The organism is Streptomyces sp. TRM70350, assembly GCF_019219825.1.
GTDB lineage: Bacteria > Actinomycetota > Actinomycetes > Streptomycetales > Streptomycetaceae > Streptomyces.
Genome location: NZ_JAHUXH010000018.1, coordinates 1 through 25,011, shown reverse-complemented (window position 1 = coordinate 25,011; position 25,011 = coordinate 1). Strand labels below are relative to the sequence as shown.

The 25,011-nt window shown below is 70.4% G+C and carries 22 protein-coding genes and 4 pseudogenes; 12 read left to right on the top strand and 14 right to left on the bottom strand.

From position 1 onward, the window contains the following. Positions 1–178 precede the first annotated feature (178 nt). The 6 genes from KWI83_RS24325 to KWI83_RS24300 all read right to left on the bottom strand — a co-directional run bounded on the left by KWI83_RS24325 (position 179) and on the right by KWI83_RS24300 (position 6,935). Positions 179–958: an SDR family NAD(P)-dependent oxidoreductase gene (locus tag KWI83_RS24325; protein ID WP_218516520.1), complete on the bottom strand. Its 780-nt coding sequence runs from the start codon at positions 956–958 to the stop codon at positions 179–181. Then, the gene (locus KWI83_RS24320) at positions 946–2,427 is read right to left on the bottom strand and encodes an FAD-binding oxidoreductase (protein WP_218516519.1); all 1,482 of its coding nucleotides are present in this window, start codon (positions 2,425–2,427) and stop codon (positions 946–948) included. The genes KWI83_RS24325 and KWI83_RS24320 overlap by 13 nt, the downstream gene beginning before the upstream one ends. Positions 2,428–2,646: 219 nt before the next feature. Beyond that, a complete protein-coding gene (locus KWI83_RS24315; protein WP_218516518.1) occupies positions 2,647–3,078 on the bottom strand; it encodes a nuclear transport factor 2 family protein in 432 nt (143 codons plus the stop codon). Next, complete coding sequence (locus KWI83_RS24310; RefSeq protein ID WP_218516517.1) at positions 3,075–4,019, bottom strand: aldo/keto reductase; 945 nt, start codon at positions 4,017–4,019, stop codon at positions 3,075–3,077. The genes KWI83_RS24315 and KWI83_RS24310 overlap by 4 nt, the downstream gene beginning before the upstream one ends. Then, positions 4,016–5,152 (bottom strand): type III polyketide synthase, encoded by a 1,137-nt coding sequence (locus tag KWI83_RS24305; RefSeq protein WP_218516516.1) that lies wholly within the window; start codon positions 5,150–5,152, stop codon positions 4,016–4,018. Before KWI83_RS24305 ends, KWI83_RS24310 begins: the two co-directional genes overlap by 4 nt. A 400-nt stretch (positions 5,153–5,552) precedes the next feature. Next, positions 5,553–6,935 (bottom strand): tol-pal system YbgF family protein, encoded by a 1,383-nt coding sequence (locus KWI83_RS24300; protein WP_218516515.1) that lies wholly within the window; start codon positions 6,933–6,935, stop codon positions 5,553–5,555. Between the two features lie 519 nt (positions 6,936–7,454). On the opposite strand from KWI83_RS24300, the gene KWI83_RS24295 reads away from it, so the two are divergent. The 7 genes and pseudogenes from KWI83_RS24295 to KWI83_RS24270 all read left to right on the top strand — a co-directional run bounded on the left by KWI83_RS24295 (position 7,455) and on the right by KWI83_RS24270 (position 11,515). After that, the gene (locus KWI83_RS24295; RefSeq protein WP_218516514.1) at positions 7,455–7,634 is read left to right on the top strand and encodes a hypothetical protein; all 180 of its coding nucleotides are present in this window, start codon (positions 7,455–7,457) and stop codon (positions 7,632–7,634) included. Then, positions 7,618–8,286: pseudogene (locus KWI83_RS40050) on the top strand (class I SAM-dependent methyltransferase); the annotation flags it as partial. The gene KWI83_RS24295 and the pseudogene KWI83_RS40050, both read left to right, overlap by 17 nt. 426 nt (positions 8,287–8,712) lie before the next feature. Next, positions 8,713–8,945: pseudogene (locus KWI83_RS39000) on the top strand (transposase); the annotation flags it as partial. A 151-nt stretch (positions 8,946–9,096) separates the two neighbouring features. Then, positions 9,097–9,516: a nuclear transport factor 2 family protein gene (locus tag KWI83_RS24285; protein WP_218516512.1), complete on the top strand. Its 420-nt coding sequence runs from the start codon at positions 9,097–9,099 to the stop codon at positions 9,514–9,516. An 85-nt stretch (positions 9,517–9,601) separates the two neighbouring features. After that, positions 9,602–10,201 (top strand): dihydrofolate reductase family protein, encoded by a 600-nt coding sequence (locus KWI83_RS24280; RefSeq protein WP_218516511.1) that lies wholly within the window; start codon positions 9,602–9,604, stop codon positions 10,199–10,201. A 56-nt stretch (positions 10,202–10,257) separates the two neighbouring features. Further along, positions 10,258–10,664: pseudogene (locus tag KWI83_RS24275) on the top strand (MarR family transcriptional regulator); the annotation flags it as partial. A gap of 50 nt (positions 10,665–10,714) precedes the next feature. Continuing rightward, entirely contained in the window at positions 10,715–11,515 is an 801-nt protein-coding gene (locus KWI83_RS24270) for a sugar phosphate isomerase/epimerase (protein WP_218516510.1), read from the top strand. Positions 11,516–11,532: 17 nt separating this feature from the next. Here KWI83_RS24270 and KWI83_RS24265 read toward each other — a convergent pair. Beyond that, a pseudogene (locus tag KWI83_RS24265) lies at positions 11,533–11,751 on the bottom strand (3-phosphoshikimate 1-carboxyvinyltransferase); the annotation flags it as partial. A gap of 126 nt (positions 11,752–11,877) precedes the next feature. Between KWI83_RS24265 and KWI83_RS24260 the strand changes: the two are divergent. Beyond that, positions 11,878–12,267: a tautomerase family protein gene (locus tag KWI83_RS24260; protein WP_218516509.1), complete on the top strand. Its 390-nt coding sequence runs from the start codon at positions 11,878–11,880 to the stop codon at positions 12,265–12,267. A 25-nt stretch (positions 12,268–12,292) separates the two neighbouring features. On the opposite strand, the gene KWI83_RS24255 is transcribed toward KWI83_RS24260, so the two are convergent. Continuing rightward, positions 12,293–13,339: a LacI family DNA-binding transcriptional regulator gene (locus KWI83_RS24255; RefSeq protein ID WP_218516508.1), complete on the bottom strand. Its 1,047-nt coding sequence runs from the start codon at positions 13,337–13,339 to the stop codon at positions 12,293–12,295. A gap of 223 nt (positions 13,340–13,562) precedes the next feature. On the opposite strand from KWI83_RS24255, the gene KWI83_RS24250 reads away from it, so the two are divergent. The 3 genes from KWI83_RS24250 to KWI83_RS24240 are packed head-to-tail and all read left to right on the top strand — an operon-like array spanning position 13,563 to position 16,695. Further along, the gene (locus KWI83_RS24250; protein WP_218516507.1) at positions 13,563–14,714 is read left to right on the top strand and encodes a Gfo/Idh/MocA family protein; all 1,152 of its coding nucleotides are present in this window, start codon (positions 13,563–13,565) and stop codon (positions 14,712–14,714) included. Beyond that, on the top strand, positions 14,711–15,862 hold the full coding sequence (locus KWI83_RS24245; protein WP_218516506.1) for a dihydrodipicolinate synthase family protein: 1,152 nt from the start codon (positions 14,711–14,713) through the stop codon (positions 15,860–15,862). Before KWI83_RS24250 ends, KWI83_RS24245 begins: the two co-directional genes overlap by 4 nt. A gap of 32 nt (positions 15,863–15,894) precedes the next feature. Then, positions 15,895–16,695: a sugar phosphate isomerase/epimerase gene (locus KWI83_RS24240; protein WP_218516623.1), complete on the top strand. Its 801-nt coding sequence runs from the start codon at positions 15,895–15,897 to the stop codon at positions 16,693–16,695. A 61-nt stretch (positions 16,696–16,756) separates the two neighbouring features. On the opposite strand, the gene KWI83_RS24235 is transcribed toward KWI83_RS24240, so the two are convergent. Continuing rightward, positions 16,757–17,242 (bottom strand): carboxymuconolactone decarboxylase family protein, encoded by a 486-nt coding sequence (locus KWI83_RS24235; RefSeq protein WP_218516505.1) that lies wholly within the window; start codon positions 17,240–17,242, stop codon positions 16,757–16,759. Positions 17,243–17,381: 139 nt separating this feature from the next. Between KWI83_RS24235 and KWI83_RS24230 the strand changes: the two genes are divergently transcribed. Continuing rightward, positions 17,382–18,365 (top strand): RNA polymerase sigma-70 factor, encoded by a 984-nt coding sequence (locus KWI83_RS24230; RefSeq protein ID WP_374106365.1) that lies wholly within the window; start codon positions 17,382–17,384, stop codon positions 18,363–18,365. 72 nt (positions 18,366–18,437) lie between these two features. On the opposite strand, the gene rbsD is transcribed toward KWI83_RS24230, so the two are convergent. From rbsD to KWI83_RS24205, 5 genes are all read right to left on the bottom strand, one after another. Further along, positions 18,438–18,827 (bottom strand): D-ribose pyranase, encoded by a 390-nt coding sequence (rbsD, locus tag KWI83_RS24225; RefSeq protein ID WP_218516503.1) that lies wholly within the window; start codon positions 18,825–18,827, stop codon positions 18,438–18,440. Then, positions 18,824–19,726, bottom strand: coding sequence for a ribokinase (locus KWI83_RS24220; protein ID WP_218516502.1), 903 nt, complete (start codon positions 19,724–19,726; stop codon positions 18,824–18,826). The genes rbsD and KWI83_RS24220 overlap by 4 nt, the downstream gene beginning before the upstream one ends. 398 nt (positions 19,727–20,124) lie before the next feature. Next, entirely contained in the window at positions 20,125–22,083 is a 1,959-nt protein-coding gene (locus KWI83_RS24215; RefSeq protein ID WP_218516501.1) for a substrate-binding domain-containing protein, read from the bottom strand. Next, positions 22,073–23,641, bottom strand: coding sequence for a sugar ABC transporter ATP-binding protein (locus tag KWI83_RS24210; protein ID WP_218516500.1), 1,569 nt, complete (start codon positions 23,639–23,641; stop codon positions 22,073–22,075). Before KWI83_RS24210 ends, KWI83_RS24215 begins: the two co-directional genes overlap by 11 nt. After that, positions 23,638–24,675: a LacI family DNA-binding transcriptional regulator gene (locus KWI83_RS24205; protein ID WP_218516499.1), complete on the bottom strand. Its 1,038-nt coding sequence runs from the start codon at positions 24,673–24,675 to the stop codon at positions 23,638–23,640. The genes KWI83_RS24210 and KWI83_RS24205 overlap by 4 nt, the downstream gene beginning before the upstream one ends. Between the last annotated feature and the right edge of the window lie 336 nt (positions 24,676–25,011).

The following is a 25,011-nucleotide window of genomic DNA, read 5'->3' as shown; positions in this document are numbered from 1 at the left end:
GGTTGCTCTGTGGGGTGGCAGCTGAGGCGGAATGCAGCTTGCGCCTGTCTCATCCCAAGACGCCAGTAGAGCGTGCTCCTGCTGGTCGCGCTTCACGCCTGGGCGCACGCCCCTGGTCGGCGGTACGTCCGGGACCGTCCCCTCTCACAGACAAGGAGGTGAAAGGGGACGGGGCAACTCAGCGCAGGCCACCGGAGCACCTGATCGTTTCGCCGGTGATCCAGGCGGCCTCGTCCGAGGCCAGGAAGGCGACGACAGGCACGATGTCTTCAGGATGACCACCGCGTCCCAGTGGCGTGTCGGTCAGCAGACGATCATGCAGGCGCGTTCCGGGGAGACCGAGCGCGTGCGTGCCCTCGGTCTCCGTGAAGCCCGGCGCCACGCAGTTGACGCGTATGCCGCGCGGCCCGAGTTCAGCGGCCAGGACCCGGGTGAGCGCTTCGACCGCCGCCTTGCTCGCGGAATACGCGCAGGTCCGCGGAGTACCGGACTGTCCCCAGATGGAACCGATGTTGATGACGGTGCCACCACGGCAGGGGAAGTACCGCAGCGCCGCCTGCGTCAGGAGGACCGGGCCCAGGACGTTCGTGTCGAAGTGCCGACGCGCCTCCTCCTCACTCAGGTTCTCGACAGGAGTGAAGGAGTAGATCCCCGCATTGTTCACGAGCACGTCGGGCGGTCCGAGGAGACGTACGGTCTCCTCGAAAAGGGCGATCCGTGAGGCGTCGGTCACGTCGGCGCGTACGGCGCGGGCGACGCCACCCGAGGAGCGGATCGACTCGATGACCCGGTCGGCGGCCTGCTTGCTGTCGGGACGGTCCGAGGAGTGGTTGACGGCCACCGCGGCACCCTCCGCGGCCAGCCGCACCGCGATCGCCGCACCGATGCCTTTTGAAGCACCGGTGACCACCGCCACTTTGCCCGTCAGTCGCGCGGGCACATCTTTCAGTCCGGCCATGTGTCCTCCTCATCCTGGTCGGCGGCTCGCCGTAGCGGTTTGCCAGGCTTTGTGCCGGGATCGGCCGGTGGGATGTTCCAGTTGGACCGGAGGTTGTTTCCCGGGTCGTAGCGGGACTTCACCTGCCGCAGCCGGGCGTACTTCTCCGGCCCTCCGTACGCTTCGGTCAGCGCCCGGACGTCGTCGCCTTCGTCGGCGTTGCGCATGTTCAAGTAGGTGCCCGGCGCCACGCATGCCCCGAGCCGGCCGACGGCTTCGCGGGCTTGTTGTGCGTACGGGGCGTCCCACCGCGGGTCCTGCCAGTGCAACAGGAACTCCAGCCACCACGGACACTCACGGTGGGAGAAGGCGCTGTCCGACTCGGGCACGTCGCACAGCGCCCCGCCGAGGCCCAGAAGCACGATCTCCCCGCACATCGGCATCTCTGCCCAGAAACGCACTATCTCCCCTATTGCCTCTTCGTCGAGTCCCCGAAGATGCGCCTCCTTGGTGTAGTAGCGCCTTCCATCGGGAAACTCGGCGTCCATCAGCCGCTGCACACCGTCCGCGAACGGCAACACGAGGCATTCCCGTGCCCAGGGTCTGCCCACCTGGGTGAGGCGCCGCAACTGCGCCGCCGCGGGGTCGTCGGCGTCGCCGAGCCACATGGCGATCAGCAGCAGCCCGGGCTCGCCCACGCGATCGGCGGGCACGAAGGGATAGGGCGGCAACCGCTTCTTCAGTGACGCGTGCCAGCCGATCGTCCTGGGCAGTCCCGGGGCGAGGTCCGCGTATGCGGCCAGCGCCTCGTATGCCTCCTCCGGCCGGTACAGGGACACGGCCACAAGCATGCCGGGACCGAATCGGTGCGCTCGGAGCGTGAACCGGGTGACGATCCCGAAATTGCCGCCCCCGCCCCGCAGCGCCCAGAACAGGTCCGCTCGCTCGGTGGAGGAGGCTTCGACCACCCGGCCGTCGGCGAGTACCACTTCGCAAGCCACGAAGTTGTCACAGGTCAGCCCGAAGGAGCGGGTCAGCCAGCCGGTACCGCCGCCGAGCGCCAGGCCGCCCAGCCCCGTCTCGGACACCGTTCCGGCCGGCACCGCCAGGCCGTGTGCGGCGGTGGCCCGGTCCAGGTCGGCGAGGCGGCAGCCGCCCTCGGCCTCGACCAGGCCCTGGCCGGCGCGCACTGTCACCCGGCGCATACCGGAAAGGTCGATGGTGAGGCCGCCCTCGCACAGCGCCTGGCCCGAGACGGAATGTCCCCCGCCGCGCACCGACACGGGCAGACCTTCCGCCCGGGCGGCGTTTACGGCGCGGACCACATCGAGGGTCGAGGTGCACACAGCGATCGCCGCGGGCCGGCGGTCCACCATGGCGTTCCAGACGGTGCGCTGCTTGTCGTAGTCGCTGTCTCCCGGCACCAGCAGTCTCCCCCGGAACTCCGGAGCGACAGCGGCCAGCACCCGACGTGCGCGGATCGCCTTCACCGCGCCGTACCCGGCCGAAGCGAGGTCTGGCCGGCCTGGCCGGAACCTGGCATCTGGTAGACGGCCATCAGTAGTTCACGAGCCGTCAGGTTCGGTTCCCAGGCGGTCGCCGCGGGTGTTCCGAACCCCGAGAGGAAGGAGACGAGCCGTTCCCCGCCTCGTGAAACCGGATGTCGGCCAGGGCGACCGGTGCCGGCCATACCGGCACGGACTGACGTCTCATCCTTGGGTGTCGGCCGGGTGGGGCGGTGCGAGGAACTGCTGGAGCGCGTGAGGGGCATGGGCGTTCTCCCAGTGTTCGATGATCAGTCCGTCGGCGAACCGCCAGAGCCCGCAGAAGGGCATGGCGAAGGTTCGGGGGCGGGAGGCCCGCAGCGTGCCGAGAACGGCACCGAAATAGCCGTTCGCGACGATATGGTCGGTGTCCATCACGAGGGTGCCGTCAGTGGCCCGGACGAGGTTGCGCTCATGGGCCAGGACGGCGTCCTTCCCCCGGAGCACCCGGCCGTCGTCGGTACCCCGGTGCGCCGGGTGGAGGACGATGTCCGGCGCCGCGAAATCCGCCAGGCGCAGCAGGTCGGCGTAGACGGCTTCCAGGATGCGTACGTGCGGGTGGACGGAAGCGGACCCGGAGGGCACAAGGGCGGTCATCGGGTGGCCCCCTGCGCGCCGGGACGCCAGGGCACGGCCTTGGCACACAGCTTCTCGATCTCGGTCCACTCCGCGTCACTGAGCTGGAGGTCAGCCGCCGCGACGTTCTCCTCGAGGTGGGACACGGAAGTCGTCCCGGGTATCAGCAAGGTGTTCGGGGAGCGGTGCAGAAGCCAGGCCAGACCGAGTTGGGCTCCGGTGGCACCGTAGCGCCCGGCCACGGCGGTGAGGACGCCGTCCGGGCCGACCAGATCGCCGTGCCCCAGCGGGAACCAGGGAATGAAGGCGATGCGGTGCCTCTCCGCGTAGTCGAGGACGTCTTCGCCCGCGCGGTCCGCGATGTTGTACAGGTTCTCCACCGCGGCTATCTCGGTGATCCGCCGTGCCTGTTCCAGCTGCTGCACGGTCACCTCGGGCTGGCCCGAGAGCCCGATGTGACGGATCTTTCCCTCCCTCCGCAGGTCGGCGAGCGTTCCGAGCTGGTCCTCCAGCGGTACCGCGTCGTCGATGCGATGCAGCATGTAGAGGTCGATGCGGTCCAAGCCCAGACGGAGAAGGCTCACCTCGACCTGCTGGCGCAGGTATGCGGGCTGCCCGAGTGCGACGATGTACGGGGAGCGGTTCCCCGCCCTGACCCAGTCGTCGGGTCCGCTGCGCAGCATCCCGCCCTTCGTGGCGATGACCAGCCCCTCCGGGTAGGGGTGCAGCGCGGCGCGGATGAGGTCCTCGTTGTAACCGGGCCCGTAGGAGTCCGCCGTGTCGATGAAGTCGATGCCGAGTTCCACGGCGCGTTGCAGGACCGCCAGCGCGTTGTCCGGATCGGCGGGCGGCCCCCACATGCCGGGGCCGGTCAGATGCATGGCGCCGTAACCCATGCGGTGGACGCGCAGGCCGTCGGCGAAGGTGAAGTGCGTGGGGGGTGTGACGGTCGGGGTGCTCATGCCGTAGCGCTCCTCTTGACGGTGGTCGCGGGGGTTCGTTCGTCGCTGGAGGCGGATGCCGATCCGCCGTCCACAAGCCTGCTGTCGTCGCCCAGCCAGGTGCCGATGCTGATCTCGGCGGTGATTCCGGGCCCGAACCCGGCGACGATGCCGCGGTGCCCGGGTCGCAGGGTTCCCGAGGTGATCAGCCGCCGGAGCACGTCCAGGACGACTGCGGAGGCGATGTTGCCGCGGTGCGTGAGCGTGGCGCGGCTGAAGGAAAGGAGGTCCGACGGCACGCCCAGGAAGTGGGACAGGTCGTCGAGGATGCGCGGGCCGCCGGCGTGAATGACGTAGAAGTCGAGTGCCGAGGCGTTCCAGCCGTGAGCGGCTGCCACGTCCCGCAGGGCGGGCGCGAGTTGCTCCATCGTGCGGGGCACCCGGCGGTCGAGACGGAAGTGGAACCCGGTGTCTTTAACGGCGTAGGAGATCCAGTCCTCGGTGTCCGGGACCAGCCGGGAGCCGTTGGCGTCCAGGCGCAGGCCATGTGCGGAGTGCGACTTGACCACGGCGGCGGCGACCGCGTCGCCGAAAAGGCCGTTCGACAGCAGGTTGCCCACCTCCAGGTCGTCGGGCTGGTAGCACAGCGAGCAGAACTCGCAGGAGACAATCAGAACGTTGGAGCTGGCGTGGGACGCGCAGAAGTCATGGGCGCGATTGATCGCCGCACCTCCGGCCGCACAACCGAGCTGTGCGATCGGAATCTGGCACGTGTCATGTCGAAAGCCCAACTCGTTGATCATCCACGCGGTGAGCGACGGCATGGTGAACGCGGTGCAGGACACGAAGACGATGGCGTCGATGTCTGCCGCCGTGACTCCCGCGTTGTTCAGGGCCCGGTCGACCACTGCAGGGATACGGACCTTCGCCTCACGCACGTAGACCTTGGTGCGCTCCTCGACGCCCGGGTGACGAAGGGTGCGCTCAAGGGGCTGGATCAGATGTCGCGTGCGCACACCCGTGTTGGAGATGAGTTTCAGCGCAAGGGGCAGCTGACCGTGGTCACTGTGCAGACGCTCCGCGAGGTGCAGGGTGTCCTCCATGGTGATGGTGTGCTCGGGAACGCTTACCGCAGGGCAACAAAGGACAGTCATGGCGCTCCTCTGGTGTTTCGGGTTCGAGTTCGGAACGGTTTTCGACACAGGGAGACGACGCCGTTGCGCGCCCCGCTGGTCGGCGCCGCCAGCAGCCGTGCCTCACGACCGTGACAGGCACCGCCGAGGTGCTGCTTGTCAGCACCGGGGGCACATCAACGGCTAACCGCAACCGGCCAAGGCCTAACTGCCGTTGAGCACTCGTGCTGTGAACGCGTTGAACGGGCCCGAATGAGGTCGCCGCCCCTTCGGTGAGGGGAGGCAGACAGTGCGCCTTCGGAGGTCACTGTCGCCTCAGGTCCCATCGGCTCCCCTTCGGGAGCAGCAAGGAATCAGCCGCTCCAGCGAGGCCGGACCCGCTTGTGACGGCACCTTTTGGATTGATGGTGCGCAGTGACGCTTATGAGCCGTGCAGAGGACTTCTGGCCAGCGCCATGAGACCACGGGCCTGCTCGCACAAGCCGACCGCTTGTGGGTGGCGTGGGAACGCGCTGAGGGCGTGGATGAGGCCGGCGAGGGCACGATCCGCCTGAGCGGAGCGCAGCAGAGGGTAGAGGTCGAGGAAGTGGTGCCAATGGCTGCACGCCTCCTCAAGGTGCCCGGCTTCGAGCAGGAGGTGCGCGAGACGCGACTGGGTGAGCGCCGCCGGCCGGCGCTCTCTCGGGGATCGCCCGTGCACCGCGTCTTGGAAAGCGGCGATTGCCTGGTCGCGCCGCCCCAGGGCGTACAGGGCCTGGCCCCGCTGGTACGCGAAGGCCGCAGCCGGGTAGGACGTGAACGCCCCTGCATCGCCGGACGACTGCCGGAGAGCGTCCTCGGCGGCGGCGAGATCGGCGTCTGCCCGACGGGAATCGCGCAGTAGGGCGCGGGTCAGGGCGCGCTGGCTCAGCACGTATGCACGGATTGCCGCAGGTGCGCCGGGGGGCGCCTGTCTGGCGGCCGCCGCGGCGAGATCTGCCGCCTGCCGGATATGGCCAAGGTGTACGGCCTGGGTGCTCAGAGCCCGCAGGACGATGGCACACGTCAACCGATCACCAGCTGCATGCGCCAGACCGAGGCTGGTGCTGTAGTAGCGCTGGGCGAGCCCCTGATGCCCGGCGTCCGCGGTCATGGCGGCGAGCAAGTGGGTCAGTTGGGCGCATGCCGTCAGGACCTGCCGGTGCAGCTCGTCCGGCGCCGGTCCGGACATGAAGGCCATGCCGTCGTCGGCGAGATAGGCTGCGAGCGCGCTCCGTGCGTAGTTGCCGCCGTGCGCGTCGACGCTGGCCGCGAAGAGCCGTGTGGCAGCTCCCAGTAGTGCCAGATCTGCGCGAAGGACCGGGCGTCCCACGGGAGAGCCGCGGGTACGCGAGCGGATGTGGCACGCGGGCACGGACGCGCCCGACAGGTCGAACACGGTCTGGGTCAGGAAGACACGTTGTTCGGGATCGACTTCCGCCCTGCACATCCGGACGAGGCGCCGTACGGGGTCTGGCTCCTCCTGTGGCGGCGGCACGGAGTCACGGGCGCCGTGTCGCCGTTCGTCGGGGGCAGCCACGAGTCCGGTGTCCTCGGCAGTGATCAGCCGACCGCATCTGCGGCTCAGCGCCTGGCCCACCAGTTCGGCCACTGGGCGACGGGGGCGTGATCCCTTCAACCAGTGCGCGACCGCTGTACGGTCGTAACGAAGCAGGTAACCCTGCTGGCTTCCCAACGCGTTCACAGCCCTGGCCAGTTGGGCCCCATTCCAGTCGGCTTCGGCGAGAAGGGCGGCGAGTCGTCGATTGGGCTGCTTACGGGACATCTGCTCTCCGACGTAACGGAACCGAGTGTTCCAGCAGTGCGCACGTGCTTGGACCACGGACGTCTGACCCGGTGAACGCCGTTGGCCAACGTCCGCTTCCTCGAAGGAAATCTCTTACCGCCTGATTAGTACGGGAATACCTACCCGGCAGACGACACCCCCTACCTCAAGGCAACGGTCTGCCGGAACGTTCCACAGTCCACGTCCGAAGCCGTTCAACGCGTTCACGTGTCCGGCGCCCAACGCAGCTTCTCTTTCGGCTCTGTACGGCGCTGTAATGGATAGTCACCGCGCCCGTGCGGGACCGTTGGACCCGTGCGAACTGCGCGGTGCCAGGTGCCCCACTTCATGCGATCACGTTCGGCCCGCCGAGGCCGTCTGTCCGTCTTCGGCACAGCCCCTCGGTGGCCGACACCGAGCGGAGGACAAGCGGAAACACCGCGTCCGCGCGGGTGAACTTCGCCGCGTCCCAGGTTGCCTCGGCCACCCCCTACGACAAAGGTCTCCAGAGTGTGCATCATGCAAGATCCATTCATCTTCGAGGCACTCCTGCCGTCCCACGACCAGGGCCGTTCCGGTCAGCCGGATGCCCGCCGGCGAGGATCGGACCGCTCCCGGATCAAGGCGCTCGGCAACGACCGGCCGCGTGAGACCGAACCCGTGAACGACGTCGCGACCGCGGATGCGGCAAACGCATGAAGTCACTGCAGCGCGACCTCGACGAAGCGGCACGTGCAAAAGGCCGTTCCCGCGTGCGCCACCCGCTGCTGCCTGCAGTCGTAGATCGTGGCGCATACCGGACACCTCTGGGCCTCAGCTCGCTGCGTCGTCATCTCGGCGCGCGAAGTCGCCATCCACCCGTCACCGAACACCAGAACCACGCGCTCCGACAGTCAGGGAGGAGCCGCACAGGGACACCGACATGCCCAGCTACGCCGGCAGTTGGGAGACTTACTGGGCCGAAACAGTGGCCAAGGGGCAATCGTCGCTGTGGGACTGCGACCCGGAGTTCGCCAGTGCCCGGGACCTGCCGCACTTCGCACCGTACCTCGACCCCGAGCAGGCACTGATCGACATCGGTTGCGGCAACGGGACCCAGACCCGCTACCTCGCCCAGCACCACAAGCAGGTCATCGGGACCGACGTTTCCGCCTCCGCCATCAAGACCGCGCGTGCCCACGATCCCGACCACGCCCACCTGGTGCTCGATCTGCTCGACACCTCAGCCGTGAACGCTCTGCACGAAAAGCTAGGTGACGCCAGTACTCACATGCGCACCGTCCTTCACCAGATCCGGCCGGAGCACCGTCCCGCCTTCACGGCCTCTTCGCGCACCCTGTTGGGTGCCAACGGAATCCTCGCCTTCGTCGAACTGGCTCCAGGCGCTGAGGACTACCTGCATGACCTCGTGACAGAATACGGTTCTCCCCCTCCGCCCTCACCCGGGTCCTCGACACCGGTGTCCGCCCTGGTAGCGTCAATCGTGACGAGGCAGTTGCCCTCCTGGGCACGGACGAGTTCATCGTTCTCGCCGAATCCGACACCACCGTCCACACCACCTACACACTGCCCACTGGTCGGCGCGCTGAGGTTCCCGCTTACTTCATGGCACTGCGCCGCACGTGAAACGGGGACGGCGAACAAGCTCCGGTGGCCGGTCAGGCAGTCAGCGCTGCGAACTCGTGTTGCCGCACCAAGCCGAAGCGAACACCCGCAGGCCCTTCCGGCGCAGCCGGGCGAAATCCACCTCAAAAAGCACGTGCTCCTGCTGGTCGCGTTGCACGCCTGGGCGCACGCCCCTGGTCGGCGGTACGTCCGGGTCACGGCCGAACGTCGTCCGTATCGGAGTGATGTGTGCGATGCCCGCCGGGAGTTGATCGAACCGGTGCTCAGTGTGTGGCGGGCCGAGCGGCGCCGGTATGCGCTGAACATCGGACATGCACGCCGGTGCGGCGGCGCTACCTGCCGCATGACTTCCCGCCCTGGGAAACGGTGTACGGCTACTTCGCCAAGTGCGGAGAGGGCGTGACGAGGGATGTTCAGCCAGTCTGCCCAGGGCCCGGTGGCCCAGGAGGCGCCGATGCCCGTCACAGACGCCTTCGGGCAGCGGCGACGCCGACGCTCTTGACCTCAAGCGCACTTGACGTACGACGCTCGCGTCATGACCGATCACCACGTGTCCCTGGAGATCCAGGCTCTCGTCCACCGCCTCTTCCGCGCCCTCGACGCCCGCGACTTCGCTGTCGGCTGGATGCGCGACCTCGCCACCGATGACGTACGGATGGAGACACCCGTCGGCACAGCCGACGGCGTGGACGCGGTCGGGCGGCTCTCGGAGGAGGCGGTCGGGCGGTTCGTGCGGACGCAGCACATGGCGTCCGGGATCCTCGTCGACGTCGAGGGCGACCGGGCCGACGCTTCCTGGAACGCCCACATGACCCATGTACACGATGACGGAAGCCTGTTCACCGTCGGCGGGCGATTCGACGCCGAGGTGCGGCGTACGCCGGGCGGCTGGCGGTTCAGCCGGATGGCGGTGCGGCCGGTGTGGACTCAGGGGCGGGCGCCGGAAGTGAAATGACCGTCCGCGGAGCGATGATTTTCGGGTGGGCCCGCAGTCTTCAGTGCAGTTGAACGTGACCGACCCGGACAGCAGGAGCAGCAGCATGCGCATCGTCATCACCGAGTTCCTCAGCCTCGACGGCGTCGTCCAGGCGCCCGGCGGCCCCCAGGAGGACACCGACGGCGGCTTCGCCCACGGCGGCTGGTCGCACCCCTTCTTCGACCCGGAGATCGCCGGCGGGGCCTTCGACGCGGCGCTGGACGAGGCCGAGGCGCTGCTGTTCGGGCGGCGGACCTGGCAGACGATGGCCGGGGCGTGGCCGGAGCGGGCGGGGGATCCGTTCGCCGACCGGATGAACTCCATCCGGAAGTACGTCGTCACCGGCACCCTCGGGGACGAGGACCTCAAGGCCTGGGACAACACCACCCGCGTCCCGGCCACCGAGGCCGTCGCCGAGCTGCGCAGGCTGCGCGAGTCCGAGGGCGGGAACCTGCTGGTCATGGGCAGCCCGACGCTCGCCCGGACACTGCTGAGCGAAGGACTGGTGGACGAGCTGCGGCTGATCGTGATGCCGGTGATGCTCGGCGGCGGGAAGTCGATCTTCCCGGACGACGGTACGAAGACCGCGTTCGAGCTGGTCTCGACGACCGCCTCGAAGACGGGCGCCCAGGTGTGCGTCTACCGGCGGGCCAGCGCGCAGTAGGCGCGGGCATGGACGAGGGAGCGGCAGCGGCCTGGGCTCGACCCCCATGGAAACCTGACGCCGCCGACCTGCTCGACGAACGGGCGCGCGAGACGGTCGGGGCGCTGCCGGCCCACGTGCCGCCCGAGGAGCGGGGGCGGCTCGCGGAGGCGCTGCGCGCGGTACGGGCGGTCCTGGGCGCCGACCGGACACCGCACCCCGAGGACGTGGTGCTGCGCGAGCCCGGCCCCGGCGACCTGGGCTGGATCGTGCAGCGCAACGCCGCGCTGTACGCCGCCGAGTACGGCTGGAACACCGACTACGAGGCCTGGTCGCGCGGATCGTCGCCGACTTCGCCAAGGACCACGATCCGCACCTGGAGCGGGTGTGGATCGCCGGGCTGGACGGGCGGCCGGTGGGGTGCGTGATGTGCGTGCGGGACGAGGCGCCCGGCACCGCGCGGCTGCGGCTGCTGCTGGTCGACCTACGGGCACCGGAGTGACGGGAAGGGGCCATGTGCAGCAAGCTGGGTACATGAAGCTGGCCTTCTCCACCCTCGGTGTCCCCGGCCTCCCCCTGCCGGACGTCCTCCGACTCGCGACCGAGCACGGCTACCACGGTGTGGAGCTGCGCGCCCACCCCGAGGAGCCGGTGCATCCCGGCATCGGGGCCGCCGAACGGGCGGATGCCGCCGCCAGGTTCAAGGAGTCCGGCGTCGAGCTGCTCGGTGTCGCCGGGTACGCGCGCGTGGCCGCGCCGGGCGACGACGAGCCGGTACTCGCCGAGCTGCGCGCCCTGCTCGACCTGGCCCGTGACCTGGGGGCGCCGTACGTCCGGGTCTTCCCCGGCGGTACGGCGGAGCAGAGTCCGCAGGATGCCGACGCGACCGCCGCCCGCCGCCTGGGCACGGCCGCCGAGTACGCCACCGACGCGGGGGTGCGCATCCTCCTCGAAACCCACGACTCGCACCGCACGGGCGCCGACGTGATGCGGATTCTGGGCCTCGTCGGCCACCGCCAGGTCGGCGCGCTGTGGGACGTGATGCACACCTGGCTGGGCGGCGAGCAGCCCCAGGAGACCTACGCGGCCCTCTCCCCGTACCTCGGCTATGTCCAGGTCAAGGACATCGCCTCGGTCGACGACACCACCCCGCTTCCGCTGGGCGCCGGTGTCCTCCCGCTCGCCGAGACGGTGGAACTGCTCTCCCGGCACGGCTGGGACGGCTGGCTGTGCTGGGAGTACGAGAAGCGCTGGTACGAGGCCGCGGCCCCGCTTCCCGGCCTGCTGGGCGGGGGCCGCGACCATCTGGCCCGCCTGCTCAACGACTCGGCCTGATCCAGTCGAACCCTTGCGGGCGGCCGGTCATCCGGGCAGGCGGCCACGCAGCTCCGGCCGGTGGACACCTCCACCCCCAGCCGCCTCAGGTTCTCTGCACAGGCCTCCAGGCGGTCGCATTCCTTCACCCACGTGTTTGCCACGTCCTCGATGCGGACCGGGCCGGAGGCGAAGGGGGCGATCGCGGCCAGGGTCGGCATGGTGTCGGAGATGTCCCGCATGCTGACCGTGAGGCCGATCGGTCATGGCGCGAGCGTCGTACGTCAAGCGCGCTTGAGGTCAAGGACGGCCGAGCCGAAGGCGACTGTAACTACTAGTATGTACAGGCTCGGAGCCCGGCCCTCCCAGGGAGTTGATTCGTCATGCCCCTCGTCCGCATAGACGCCCTGGCCCCCGACCCGACCCGCCTCGAATCCCTCGGCAGAGCCGTCCACGACGCCCTGATCCAGGCCCTCGGTATCCCGCCCGACGACCACTTCCAGATCCTGACCGCCCACGACGGCACGACCAGCACCCTCCGATACGGCGACTACCTGGGCGTCCCGCGAGACGAGGGCATCGTCTACGTCACGATCACCCTCCGCGCCGGCCGCACCCCCACCCAGAAACGCGCCCTGTACCGCCGTATCGCCGAACTCGCCCAGGACTACGCGGGCACGGAGCCGCGCAACATCTTCGTCACCCTGACCGAGAACGAGTCGATCGACTGGTCACTGGGGAACGGGGAGGCGCAGTACGCGCCTGATCGGTGAGGTGGGGACGTTCGAACTGCCGCCCTCACCCCCGCGGCACCCCCGTGGACCCCCGCACCATCAACTCCCCGCGCACCGTGGCGATCCCCCCGGGCGGCGGCTCCTCCCGCCCCATCGCGATCCGCCCCGCCCGCGCCCCCGCCTCCGCGAGCGGCAGCCGCACCGTCGTCAGCGCGGGCACCGCGTCGATGCTGAACGGCAGGTCGTCGAACCCGGCGACCGAGACGTCCGCCGGGATACGCCGCCCCGACTCCCGCAGCGCGGCACACGCGCCCAGCGCCACGGAGTCGTTCGCGGCGACCACGGCCGTGAGGGACGGATCGCGGCGCAGCAGCTCCAGCGTGGCCTCGTAGCCGGACCGGCGGTCGTAGCGGCCGTGGACCGTCCAGCGCGGGTCCTCCGGGATCCCCGCCGCCTCCAGCGCGGCCCGGTGGCCCTCCAGCCGGTGCCGGGTGGTGGTCCGTTCCTCCGGTCCGGCGATGTAGCCGAGCCGTCGGTGACCGAGCTCGATCAGGTGCTCCGTCAGCTGCCGTCCGCCGCCCCGGTTGTCGAAGGTCAGCGCCACCGCCTGCGCCTCCGGCGCCGGCGGCCGCCCGCACAGCACCACCCGCGTCCCCGCCTCGGTCAGCTTGCGCAGCTTCGCCGACACCGCCGCCCCGTGCGCGGCGTCCTCCACGGCACCACCGGTGAGCACGACCGCCGCGGCCCGCTGCCGCTGCAGCAGGGTCAGGTACGTCAGCTCGCGCTCGGGCGAGCCCCCCGTGTTGCAGACGACCGCCAGCCGCTCACCGCCCGCTCTGCCGCCCGGACCGCCGATCTCCGACTGGATCGCGCTCGCCATGATCCCGAAGAAGGGGTCGGCGATGTCGTTCACCAGGATGCCGACCAGGTCGGAGGTGGCCGCGGCGAGCGCGCTCGCGGGGCCGTTGAGGACGTAGTCCAGTTCGTCGACCGCCTTGAGCACCCGCTCGCGGGTGGATGCGGCCACCGGGTAGTTCCCGTTCAGCACGCGCGACACCGTCGCGGGCGAGACCTGGGCGCGGGCCGCCACGTCCGCCAGGGTCACCGTCATCTCGTCGTCCTCCGGAAGCGCATCCCTTGTTCCTCCCCGTTACTCGCGTTGACCTTAAGGCCACCGGCCCGCGTTGTTCGCCTCCTCGAACAACTCAAGACGGTCACACCCTTGTCTGAACCTTGCTCAGAGGCTAGCTTCTGACCATATAGAAAGCGCTTGCTGTACTGCTTCCTGTACCGATTACTGCTCACCTTCACCAGCCAGAGCGAGAGGGATCCACGTGAACCGCAAGACGGTGCGTATCGCCATGAACGGCGTGACCGGGCGCATGGGCTATCGCCAGCACCTCGTCCGCTCCATCCTGGCCCTCCGTGCGCAGGGCGGCCTCGACCTCGGCGACGGCACCGTGCTGTGGCCGGAACCGATCCTGCTCGGCCGCCGCGAGTACGCCCTCAAGGCGCTCGCCGAGCAGCACGGACTGGAGCACGTCTCGACCGACGTCGACGCCGTCCTCGCCGACCCGACCGTCGACCTCTACTTCGACGCCCAGGTCACCTCCGCCCGCGAGGAGGCCATCAAGAAGGCCATCGCCGCGGGCAAGCACATCTACACCGAGAAGCCGACGGCCACGGGGCTCGACGGCGCCCTGGAGCTGGCCCGCCTCGCGCAGAACGCGGGCATCAAGCACGGCGTCGTCCAGGACAAGCTGTTCCTGCCCGGCCTGCTGAAGCTGAAGCGGCTCATCGACGGCGGCTTCTTCGGCCGGATCCTGTCCGTGCGCGGCGAGTTCGGCTACTGGGTCTTCGAGGGCGACTGGCAGCCCGCCCAGCGCCCCTCCTGGAACTACCGGGCCGAGGACGGCGGCGGCATCGTCGTCGACATGTTCCCGCACTGGGAGTACGTCCTGCACGAGCTGTTCGGCCGGGTGAAGTCCGTCCAGGCCGTCGCCACCACCCACATCCCGCAGCGCTGGGACGAGAACGGCAAGCCCTACGACGCCACCGCCGACGACGCCGCGTACGGCGTCTTCGAACTCGACGGCGGTGCCATCGCGCAGATCAACTCCTCCTGGGCGGTGCGCGTCAACCGCGACGAACTGGTGGAGTTCCAGGTGGACGGCACCGAGGGCTCGGCGGTCGCGGGCCTGCGCAACTGCCGCGTCCAGCACCGCAGCGCCACCCCCAAGCCCGTGTGGAACCCGGACATCCCGGCCACCTACGCCTTCCGCGACCAGTGGCAGGAGGTGCCGGACAACGCCGAGTTCGACAACGGTTTCAAGGCCCAGTGGGAACTGTTCCTGCGGCACGTCTACGCCGACGCCCCCTACCACTGGGACCTGCTCGCCGGCGCCCGTGGCGTCCAGCTCGCCGAACTGGGCCTGAAGTCCTCGGCCGAGGGCCGCCGTATCGACGTACCGGAGATCTCCCTGTGACCATCCGACTCCCTGACGCCCACGGAGGCCTGCGCACCTACGAGCCCCGTACCGAACCCCTCGCCGTCACCCCCGGCGCGGGTTTCTCCTGCCGTACGGTCTTCTCCGCGGCCCATGTCGTCGCCGACCCGTTCGCCGACACCACCCCCGACTCGCCCGCCGCGATCGACTGGGACGCCACGCTCGCCTTCCGCCGCCATCTGTGGTCCCACGGGCTCGGCGTCGCCGAGGCGATGGACACCGCCCAGCGCGGCATGGGCCTGGACTGGGCGGCCGCGGCGGAGCTGATCCGCAGGTCGGCGGCGGAGGCGAAGGCGGTCGGCGGCCGTATCGCCTGCGGAGTGGGGACGGACCAGATCACCTCGGGCACCCCCGCGGAGGTCCGCGCGGCCTACGAGGAGCAGCTCGCGCTCGTCGAGCAGTCCGGCGCCCAGGCGATCCTCATGGCCTCCCGGGCACTCGCGGCCGCCGCGAGCGGTCCCGACGACTACCTGGAGGTGTACGGCCATCTGCTGCGCCAGGCGTCCGAGCCGGTGATCCTGCACTGGCTCGGCCCGATGTTCGACCCGGCGCTGGAGGGCTACTGGGGCTCACCGGACCTCGACGCGGCCACCGACACCTTCCTGGACGTCATCGCCGCCCACCCGGACAAGGTGGACGGCGTCAAGATCTCCCTCCTGGACGCCCAGCGCGAGATCGCCCTGCGCCGACGCCTGCCGCAGGGCGTCCGCTGCTACACCGGCGACGACTTCCACTACCCCGAGCTGATCGCGGGCGACGACCAGGGCTTCAGCCACGCCCTGCTCGGCATCTTCGACCCGCTGGGCCCGCTGGCGGCCGAGGCGGTACGGGTCCTGGACACGGGGGACGTGGGCGGTTTCCGCGCGCTGCTCGACCCCACCGTCGAGCTGTCCCGGCACCTCTTCCAGGCCCCGACCCGCTTCTACAAGACCGGCGTCGTCCTCCTGGCCTGGCTGGCCGGCCACCAGACGCACTTCACCATGGTCGGCGGCCTGCAGTCGGCCCGCTCCCTGCCGCACCTCGCCCGTGCCTACGAACTCGCCGACGGCCTCGGCCTGTTTCCCGACCCGAAGCTGGCGGAGGAGCGGATGAAGACCCTGCTCGCGCTGTACGGGGTGACGCAGTGAGCACCGCACTCGACCGTTTCAGCATCAACCAGATGACCGTGAAGCAGCTGAGCATGCCCGAACTGGTCGAGGCGTGCGTCCAGTTGGGGATCGGCAACGTGGGCCTGTGGCGTGAGCCGGTCCAGTCGTACGGCCTGGAGGCGACCGCGAAGCTGGTCCGGGACGCGGGTCTGGCGGTGACGACGTTGTGCCGCGGCGGGTTCCTCACGGCGATCGACCCGCAGGAGCGGGCCCGCGCCCTGGCCGACAACCGCCGAGCGGTCGACGAGGCGGCCACCCTGGGCACGGACACCCTGGTCCTGGTCTCCGGCGGCCTGCCCCCCGGCTCGAAGGACCTGCGCGCCGCCCGCGAGCGCATCGCGGACGCGCTGGCGGAACTGGGCCCGTACGCGGAGCGGCACGGCGTACGCCTCGCCATCGAGCCGCTCCACCCCATGTACGCCGCCGACCGCTGCGTGGTCTCCACCCTCACGCAGGCCCTCGACCTCGCGGAACGCTTCCCCGCGCACCAGGTCGGCGTCACGGTGGACACGTACCACATCTGGTGGGACGACACGGCCCCGCAGCAGATCGCCCGCGCGGGCGCCGGCGGCCGTATCCACACCTTCCAGCTCGCCGACTGGACGACCCCGTTGCCGGAGGGCGTCCTGACCGGCCGGGGCCAGATCGGCGACGGCTCGATCGACATGCGGGAGTGGAAGGGGTACGTGGAGGCGGCCGGGTACACCGGGCCGATCGAGGTGGAACTCTTCAACGAGGGGCTGTGGGCGAGGGACGGGCGGGAGGTGCTGGCGGAGACCGCGCAGAGGTTCGTGCGGAACGTGATCGCGTGAGCGGGAGAGGGGCCCGGCACCGGCGCGGGTGATCCCGGGCCGGGCCGGAGCCGTCCGCCGATCAGTCGAGGACGGCGGCGTACATGCCGGGCTCGTAGGAACCGCCCTTCTGGCGCACGATCACGGCGAGCCGGTTGGCCGCGTTGATCAGGGCGACCAGGGCGACCAGGGCGGCGATCCGGTCGTCGTCGTAGTGCTTGCGCACCTGCGCCCAGGTCTCGTCGGACACGCCGTGGTGGGCGTCGGCGAGCCGGGTGCCCTCTTCGGCGAGCGCCAGCGCGGCCCGCTCGGCCTCGGTGAACACGGTGGACTCGCGCCAGGCGGCGACCAGGTGGAGCCGGACCGCGCTCTCACCGGCGGCCGCGGCCTCCTTGGTGTGCAGGTCGATGCAGTGGCCGCAGCCGTTGATCTGGCTGGCGCGCAGCGACACCAGCTCCTGTGTGGACCTCGGCAGCGGCGACTGGTGGACCACCATGGCGGCGTTGGCGAACCGCTTGGCGAACTTGGCGGCGATCTCGTTCTCGAACAGGTTGAACCGGGCGTCCATGACGTCGTCCTCACTCGTGGCTCGGTGGTGTTGCACCGGACGACCACGAGATGCCTGGGCCCGGCTCCCTGTGACGGGCCGGTGGCGTGACCTGCGCCACCACCCCCGGATGTCACACCACCGCGGGGACCGGCGTCCTGTGCGTGTGACACCGTCGAGAGCGAACAGTCAGGAGCAGCCGGTGAACAGCGAGGGCAGCGAGCGCACACAGGACACGGCGGGACGGCTCGCCGACGGCGGACGCACGGACGCCGCCACCGAGGCGTTCGTCACCCACCGCAACCTGCTGTTCACCGTCGCCTACGAGATGCTCGGCTCGGCCGCCGACGCGGAGGACGTCCTGCAGGAGACCTGGCTGCGCTGGGCGGGCGTCGACCTCGGCACGGTACGGGACCGGCGGGCGTACCTGGTCCGGATCACCACCCGCCAGGCGCTGAGCAGGCTCCGCACGCTCGGCCGCCGCAAGGAGTCCTACGTCGGCTCCTGGCTGCCCGAGCCGTTGCTGACCGCCCCGGACGTGGCCGAGGACGTCGAACTGGCCGACAGCGTCTCGATGGCGATGCTGCTGGTGCTGGAGACACTCACGCCCACCGAGCGGGCGGTGTTCGTGCTGCGCGAGGTGTTCGACCTCGGCTACGACGAGATCGCCGAGGCCGTCGAGAAGACCCCGGCGGCGGTCCGCCAGATCGCGCACCGGGCACGGACCCGTGTCGCGGCGCGCCGACCGCGCGGGGTCGTCTCCCCGGCCCAGACCCGAGAGGCGCTGGACGCGTTCCAACGGGCGGTCGGGACGGGCGATCTGCAGGGCTTGCTCGACATCCTCGCGCCGGATGTCGTCCTGCTGGGCGACGGTGGCGGAATCAAGCAGGCCGTCCCGCGGCCCGTCGTGGGGGCCGACAAGGTGGCCCGCCTGCTGGCCGCCGGGCTGGGCAGGGTCGCGGGTGCGCCGTCGCTGCGGCGGGCCCAGGTCAACGGCCACCCGGCGTTGATCTTCCACCTCGACGGCGCGCTCGACACCGTCGTGGCGGTACGCGTCGACGACGGCCTCATCACCGGCCTGTACGCCGTGCGCAACCCCGAGAAGCTGTCGCACATGCACCGGGAGACGGCCCTGCGCCGCTGAGGCCCCATCACCTACCGCATCCGGGACAGAGGTACGTCTCGGACAGAGGTACGTCTCGGACAGAGGTACGTCTCAGAAGAACACCCCGCAGCGCAGCAGCACATTCGCGTACGGCGACGCCTCCCCGGTGCGTACGACCAACCGCGCGCCCCCCGACAGCTCCTTGAGCCGCTCGTGCGGTACGAGGTCGAGCTCGGGAAAGCGCCCGTCCAGCAGCGTGGCCGCCGCCGGGTTGGCCCGCCGTACCTCCGTCGCCGCGGTCGCGCCCTCCACGACCAGCTCGGCCAGCAGCCCGTCCAGCACCTCGGCGAAGGACGGCACCCCGGCCCGGAAGGCCAGGTCGACGACGCGCGGCCCGCCCGGGATCGGCATCCCGGCGTCACACACCAGTACCTCGTCCCGGTGCCCCAACTCGGCCAGCGCCCCGGCGAGATGACGGTTGAGGATCCCGGCCTTCTTCACAGGGCGTCGACCTCTTCCGGCGTCGGGTACGACTCCTGCGCCCCCGCCTTCGTCACCGCTGCCGCCCCGACCCGCGCCGCGTACGCCGCCGCCTCCGGCAGCGCGTCGCCCTGACCCAGCCGCCAGGCCAGCGCCGCCGTGAAGGCGTCGCCCGCGCCGGTGGTGTCGACGGCCTCCACCTTCACGGACGGCACCCGGGCCACACCGTCCGCGGACGCCACCAGCGCACCCTCCGCACCCAGCGTCACGACCACCGAACGGGGCCCGCGCGCCAGCAGGATCCGCGCCCAGTCGGCGGGGTCGTCGCCGACCAGCGCGTCACCGAGGACCACCCTCGCCTCGTGCTCGTTCACGATCAGCGGATCGCACGCCGCCAGCACCTCCGGCGGCAACGGCCGCGGCGGCGACGGGTTCAGCACGAACCGGCTGCCGGGCGCCAGACTCCGTACCGCTTCCACCACCGTCTCCAGCGGAATCTCCAGCTGCGTCGACACCACCCGGGAGGCATGGAAAAGGCTCCCCGCCGCCCGCACGTCCTCGGGCGTGAGCTTCCCGTTGGCCCCCGGTGACACCACGATGCTGTTGTCGCCGGACGGGTCCACGGTGATCAAGGCCACGCCGGTCGGCGCACCGCCGACCAGCACGCCCACCGTGTCCACCCCGGCGCCCCGCTGCGAGTCGAGCAACAGCCGACCGTACGCGTCGTCCCCGACCCGGGCCAGCAACGCCGTACGGGCCCCCAACCGGGCGGCCGCGACCGCCTGGTTGGCGCCCTTGCCGCCCGGATGAACGGCCAGATCGGACCCGAGCACCGTCTCCCCGGCCCCCGGCCGCCGCTCGACCCCGATCACGAGATCGGCGTTGGCCGACCCGATGACCAGGAGGTCGTAGTCGTACATGAACGTCTCCTTGATACCCGTACCTGGTAGGTGACGTGAGCCGCCGACCACCGACCGAAGCCGGGCCCCGAAGCCCCGAGCGGGACCCGAAGCCCGAGCCGAAGCCCAGCCCCGGAGCCGAAGCCCCGCCCTGGGATCTGGAGCCCGGCCCCAGCTCCGGAGCCCGAGCCGAAGCCCCGCCCCGGACCTGGAGCCCGGCCCCAGCCCCGGAGCCCGAGCCGAAGCCCCGCCCCGGATCTGGAGCCCGACCCCAGCCCCGGAGCCCGAGCCGAAGCCCCGCCCCGGATCTGGAGCCCGACCCCAGCCCCGGAGCGCGGGGCCGGAGCCGGAGCCGGAGCCGGAGCCGGAGCCGGAGCCGAAGCCGCTGGCGGTCAGCCGTCAGCGGCAGCCGTCGGCCGTCAGCCGCCGAAGTCGGCCACGTTCTCCTTCGTGACCACCTTCACCGGCACCTTCACCGTCGCGCTCACCTTCTCGCCCTCCGCGGCCCGCAGGGCGTTGTCCACGGCGATCCGGCCGAGTTCCGTGGGCTGCTGGGCCACCGACGCGTACAGTGTCCCGTCCTCGACCGCCTTCAGCCCGTCCGGCGTGCCGTCGAAACCGACCACCTGCACCGACGTACCGGCCTTCGAGCCCAGCGCCTTGATCGCGCCGAGGGCCATCTCGTCGTTCTCCGCGAAGACCCCGTCGATGTCGGGGTGCGCCTGGAGGAGGTTCGTCATCACGTCGAGACCCTTGGTGCGGTCGAAGTCGGCGGGCTGCTTGGCGACCACCTTGATACCCGGGTAGGCCTTCAGTCCCACGGCGAAGCCCGCCCCCCGCTCCCGGCTGGCGGACGTACCGGCCTGGCCCTGCAGGATCACGATCGTGCCCCGGCCGCCGAGCTTCTCGGCGAGCGCCTCGGCCCCCAGCTTGCCGCCCTCGACGTTGTCGGAGGCGACGAGCGCGGCCGTCTTCGCCTTGTTGACGCCCCGGTCGACGCCGACGACGGGAATACCGGCCTGGTTGGCGGCCCGCACCGCCGGACCCGCCGCGTCCGAGTCCACCGGGTTGACGATGATCGACGACAGCCCCTCGCTGGTGAAGTTCTGCAGCTGGTTGGCCTGCTGCGAGGCGTCGTTCTGCGCGTCGGTCACGGTCAGGTCGACGCCGAGCTTCTTCGCCTCGGCCTCCGCGCCCGCCCGGATCTGCACGAAGAAGGGGTTGTTGAGGGTGGACAGCGACAGCCCCACCTTCTGCTGCGCGGCAGTCGACGAGCCGCTGTGCAGCAGCGAGGTCGCCCCCACGACCGCCACCGCGACCACGGCGGCAAGAAGGTACGTCACCGCCTGCTTGCCCCTGCTGCCGCCCCCGCCACCGGCGCCCACCGGGGTAGCCCCCGCCTTGCGCCGCACGGTGTCGAGCAGCACGGCCAGCGCGATCACCACACCGATGACCACCTGCTGCCAGAAAGCCGAGACGGAAAGGAGGTTGAGGCCGTTGCGCAGCACCGCCAGGATCAGCGCCCCGATCAGCGTCCCGGACGCCTTGCCGGTACCGCCCGCGAGCGAGGCACCGCCGATGACGACGGCCGCGATGGCGTCCAGTTCGTATCCCTGCGCGGCCTGCGGCTGCGCGGAGGACAGCCGGGAGGCGAGCACGATGCCCGCGGCGGCGGCGAACAGCCCGGACAGCGCGTAGATGGCGAGCTTCTGCCGCTTCACCCGCAGCCCCGACAGCCGCGCCGCCTCCTCGTTGCCGCCGATCGCGTACATGGACCGCCCGATGTACGTCCGTCCCAGCACGAACGCCGTGATCAGCCCCATGACCACCATCACCAGCACGGGCACCGGCAGCCATCCACCCAGCGTGTCCCCGAGATGCGAGACCGACTCGGGAAAGGCGATCGGCGAGCCCTGCGAGACGACCAGCGACAGCCCGCGCGCCACGGACAGCATGGCGAGCGTCGCGATGAACGGCGGCAGTTTGCCGTACGAAATCAGAAAACCGTTCACCAGACCGCACGCGACACCCGTGGCAACGGCGAGGACCACCGCCACCACAACAGGCACGCCCTCGTTGGTGGCACTCCACGCCAGCACGGTGGCCGACAGCGCCGCCACCGACCCGACCGACAGATCGATGCCCGCCGACACGATCACGAACGTGACACCGAAGGCGAGGATCGCGGTGACGGCCGCCTGGACGCCGATGTTGAGCAGGTTGTCGGCGGTCAGGAAGTCCCCGGACAGCGCCGAGAGCGCGACGACGAGGACGATGAGCGCGGTCAGCGCCCCGTTGTCGAGCAGCAGCCGGCGCAGCCCGCCGGGGCCGGAGGCGCCACCCGCGCCCGCGGAACTCTTGAGCGTGTCAGTGGCCACGGGAGGCCTCCGTTTCCGTAGTGGGGTTGCCGAGGGCATCCGTAGGGGGACTGCTGACGGCTTCCGTAGGGGGGTTACTGACGGCGAGCGCCATCACGGCGTCCTGGGTCGCCTCCTCGGCGGGAAGTTCGCCCGCGATCCGCCCCTGTGCCATCACCAGCACCCGGTCGCTCATACCGAGCACCTCGGGCAGATCGCTGGAGATCATCAGTACGGCGGCACCGGCGGCCGTCAGTTCGTTGATGAGCTGGTAGATCTCGACCTTCGCGCCGACATCGATGCCGCGCGTCGGCTCGTCGAGGATCAGCACCTTGGTGTCGGCGAGCAGCCACTTGCCGATGACGACCTTCTGCTGGTTGCCGCCGGACAGGGTCCGCACCTGCTGCCCGAGCCCGGCCATCCGCACCCCGAGCTGCCTCGCGATCCGCGCGGCGGCCTCCCGCTGAGCCTTGAGGTCGACGAGTCCCGCGCGGGTGGCCTTCCGCAGGGTGACCAGCCCGAGGTTCTCCTCGACGGAGGCATCGAGCACGAGCCCCTGCCCCTTGCGGTCCTCGGGCACGAGCCCGATCCCGGCGGCCATGGCGTCGTTGACGTCATGGCGTTTCACCGCCGCACCCGCCACCTTCACGGTCCCCTTGTCGTACGGATCGGCCCCGAACACGGCCCGTACGACCTCCGTACGCCCCGCCCCGACGAGCCCCGCGATCCCCACGACCTCACCGGCCCGCACCTCGAAACTCACGTCATGGAAGACCCCGTCCCGCGTGAGCCCCTCGACGCTCAGCAACGCCGCCCCGGCACCGGCCCGCTCCCGCGGATACTGCTGCTCGATCGACCGGCCCACCATGAGCCGTACGAGCTCGTCCTCCCCGGTGGAGGCGGGCACCTGCCCGACGCTCTTCCCGTCGCGGATGACGGTCACGCGATCCCCGAGAGCGGCGATCTCCTCCAGGTGATGCGTGATGAACACGACCCCGACACCGTCCGCGCGCAGCTGCCGCACGATGGCGAACAGCTTCTCGACCTCCTCGGTGGTGAGTACGGCGGTCGGCTCGTCCATGATGAGCACGCGCGCGTCGAGACTGAGCGCCTTGGCGATCTCGACCATCTGGAGCCGGGCGATACCGAGTTCACGCACGCGCGCGCGTGGGGACACGTTCACGCCCACGCGCGCGAGCAGCGTCTCGGCGTCGGCCTCCATCCGCTTCCGGTCGATCATCCCGAACCGCCGAGGCTGCCGCCCGAGAAAGATGTTCTCGGCGACGGACAGATCAGGAACGAGATTGAACTCCTGATAGATGGTGGCGATCCCGAGCCGCTCGGAGTCCTGCGCACCGTGGATGCGCACCTCCTCACCACCCACCAGGATCCGCCCGGCATCGGGCGTGTAGGCACCGGAGAGCATCTTGATGAGCGTGCTCTTTCCGGCCCCGTTCTCGCCGAGCAGCACATGCACCTCACCCGGGCGCAGATCGAAGTCGACGCCGTCGAGCGCGACCACGCCGGGGAAGGTCTTGCGGATGCCCTCGATACGCAGCAACTCGTCCGGGTCGCTCACGACGTACTCCTTCGTACGGGGGACAGAGGCGGTACGGCTGAGGGGGGCTCGCCGCACGAACGCCGTACGACGAGACGGGCGGGCAGGGTGACGGACTCACCGGGCCGCCCCTCGATCCGGTCGACCAGCGCGCGCACGGCGGCGCGCCCCAGCTCGCCGGTGGGCTGGGCGATGGCGGTGACCGGCGGATCGGTGTGCACGAACCACCGGATGTCGTCGAAGGCGGCGAGCGCGATGTCGTCGGGCACACGCAGCCCACGCGCGCGTACGGCGTCCAGCGCGCCGAGCGCCATCAGGTTGTCGGCCGCGAAGACGACCTCGGGCGGCTCGGGCAGATCGAGGAAGCCCTCGGTGACCCGGCGCCCGCTGTCGGCCTGGAAGTCGCCCTGGCCTACGTAGGCGGTGGGGAGGTCGAGGCCGTACGCGCTGAGCGCCTCCCTGAAGGCCTCAACACGCTCCCGCCCGGTCGTGGTGGCCGCCGGTCCCGCGATGATCGCGAGCCGCCGGTGCCCGAGCCCGTGCAGATGCGCCACGAGATCCCGTACGGCGGCCCGCCCGTCGGCCCGCACCACGGGCACGTCCACACCCGGGATCCACCGGTCCACGAACACCATCGGCGTCCCCGCGCGCACGGCGTCCAGCATCAGCGGCGAGCCGCCGTCGGTCGGGGAGACGAGAAGGCCGTCGATACGCCGGTCCAGCAGGTTCCGTACGTGGTGGTCCTGGAGGTCGGGCCGCTCGTCGGCGTTACCGATGATCACGCTGTACCCGAGCGCACGGGCCTCCTCCTCCACTGAGCGAGCCAGCTCGGTGAAGTACGGGTTCAGCACGTCGCTGATGACCAGGCCGAGGGTGTGGGTCTGGTCGGTGCGCAGGGAACGGGCGACGGCGTTCGGGCGGTAGCCCAGCGTCTCGACGGCGGCCAGCACGCGCGTGCGTGCGTCCGCGCTGACCGACGGATGGTCGTTCAGGACGCGCGAGACCGTGGCGACGGAGACGCCCGCCTCGGCAGCGACGTCCTTGATGCTCGCCATCGCCGGTCCACCTCCTTGTGGAATCGATTACATAGGTCGGCGTAGAGAGGATTGGAATCGATTACATGCGGGGTGGCAAGGGGCGGGGTGGAGGGTGAGACCGGATCGTGACCTTTGGGGTGGGTGCCCGATTCAGGGGGCGGCCAGGGGCGTCACGGCGTGGCCCTGTAGCTGGGTTGTGACGGAAGACGGTTGCAGGTGCGATCGGTGGTGGACGAACATGGTGAGCGCAGAAACGTACGGTGGAGTCAATTCGCGTGTGGGGGAGGCGGGTTCGGTATGAAGTTCGACATGGGTGCGCAGACGCTGTCGACGCTGATGCGTGATTCGCGGGGG

Coding starts and splice junctions, on each gene's coding strand:
- KWI83_RS24235 (WP_218516505.1), bottom strand. CDS start 17,242: ATGGACGCCCGGTTCAACCTGTTCGAGAACGAGATCGCCGCCAAGTTC.
- KWI83_RS24270 (WP_218516510.1), top strand. CDS start 10,715: ATGAAGCTGGCCTTCTCCACCCTCGGTGTCCCCGGCCTCCCCCTGCCG.
- KWI83_RS24305 (WP_218516516.1), bottom strand. CDS start 5,152: ATGACTGTCCTTTGTTGCCCTGCGGTAAGCGTTCCCGAGCACACCATC.
- KWI83_RS24300 (WP_218516515.1), bottom strand. CDS start 6,935: ATGTCCCGTAAGCAGCCCAATCGACGACTCGCCGCCCTTCTCGCCGAA.
- KWI83_RS24205 (WP_218516499.1), bottom strand. CDS start 24,675: ATGGCGAGCATCAAGGACGTCGCTGCCGAGGCGGGCGTCTCCGTCGCC.
- KWI83_RS24240 (WP_218516623.1), top strand. CDS start 15,895: ATGACCGTGAAGCAGCTGAGCATGCCCGAACTGGTCGAGGCGTGCGTC.
- KWI83_RS24220 (WP_218516502.1), bottom strand. CDS start 19,726: ATGTACGACTACGACCTCCTGGTCATCGGGTCGGCCAACGCCGATCTC.
- KWI83_RS24315 (WP_218516518.1), bottom strand. CDS start 3,078: ATGACCGCCCTTGTGCCCTCCGGGTCCGCTTCCGTCCACCCGCACGTA.
- KWI83_RS24280 (WP_218516511.1), top strand. CDS start 9,602: ATGCGCATCGTCATCACCGAGTTCCTCAGCCTCGACGGCGTCGTCCAG.
- KWI83_RS24260 (WP_218516509.1), top strand. CDS start 11,878: ATGCCCCTCGTCCGCATAGACGCCCTGGCCCCCGACCCGACCCGCCTC.
- KWI83_RS24310 (WP_218516517.1), bottom strand. CDS start 4,019: ATGAGCACCCCGACCGTCACACCCCCCACGCACTTCACCTTCGCCGAC.
- KWI83_RS24255 (WP_218516508.1), bottom strand. CDS start 13,339: ATGACGGTGACCCTGGCGGACGTGGCGGCCCGCGCCCAGGTCTCGCCC.
- KWI83_RS24295 (WP_218516514.1), top strand. CDS start 7,455: ATGCAAGATCCATTCATCTTCGAGGCACTCCTGCCGTCCCACGACCAG.
- KWI83_RS24285 (WP_218516512.1), top strand. CDS start 9,097: ATGACCGATCACCACGTGTCCCTGGAGATCCAGGCTCTCGTCCACCGC.
- KWI83_RS24325 (WP_218516520.1), bottom strand. CDS start 958: ATGGCCGGACTGAAAGATGTGCCCGCGCGACTGACGGGCAAAGTGGCG.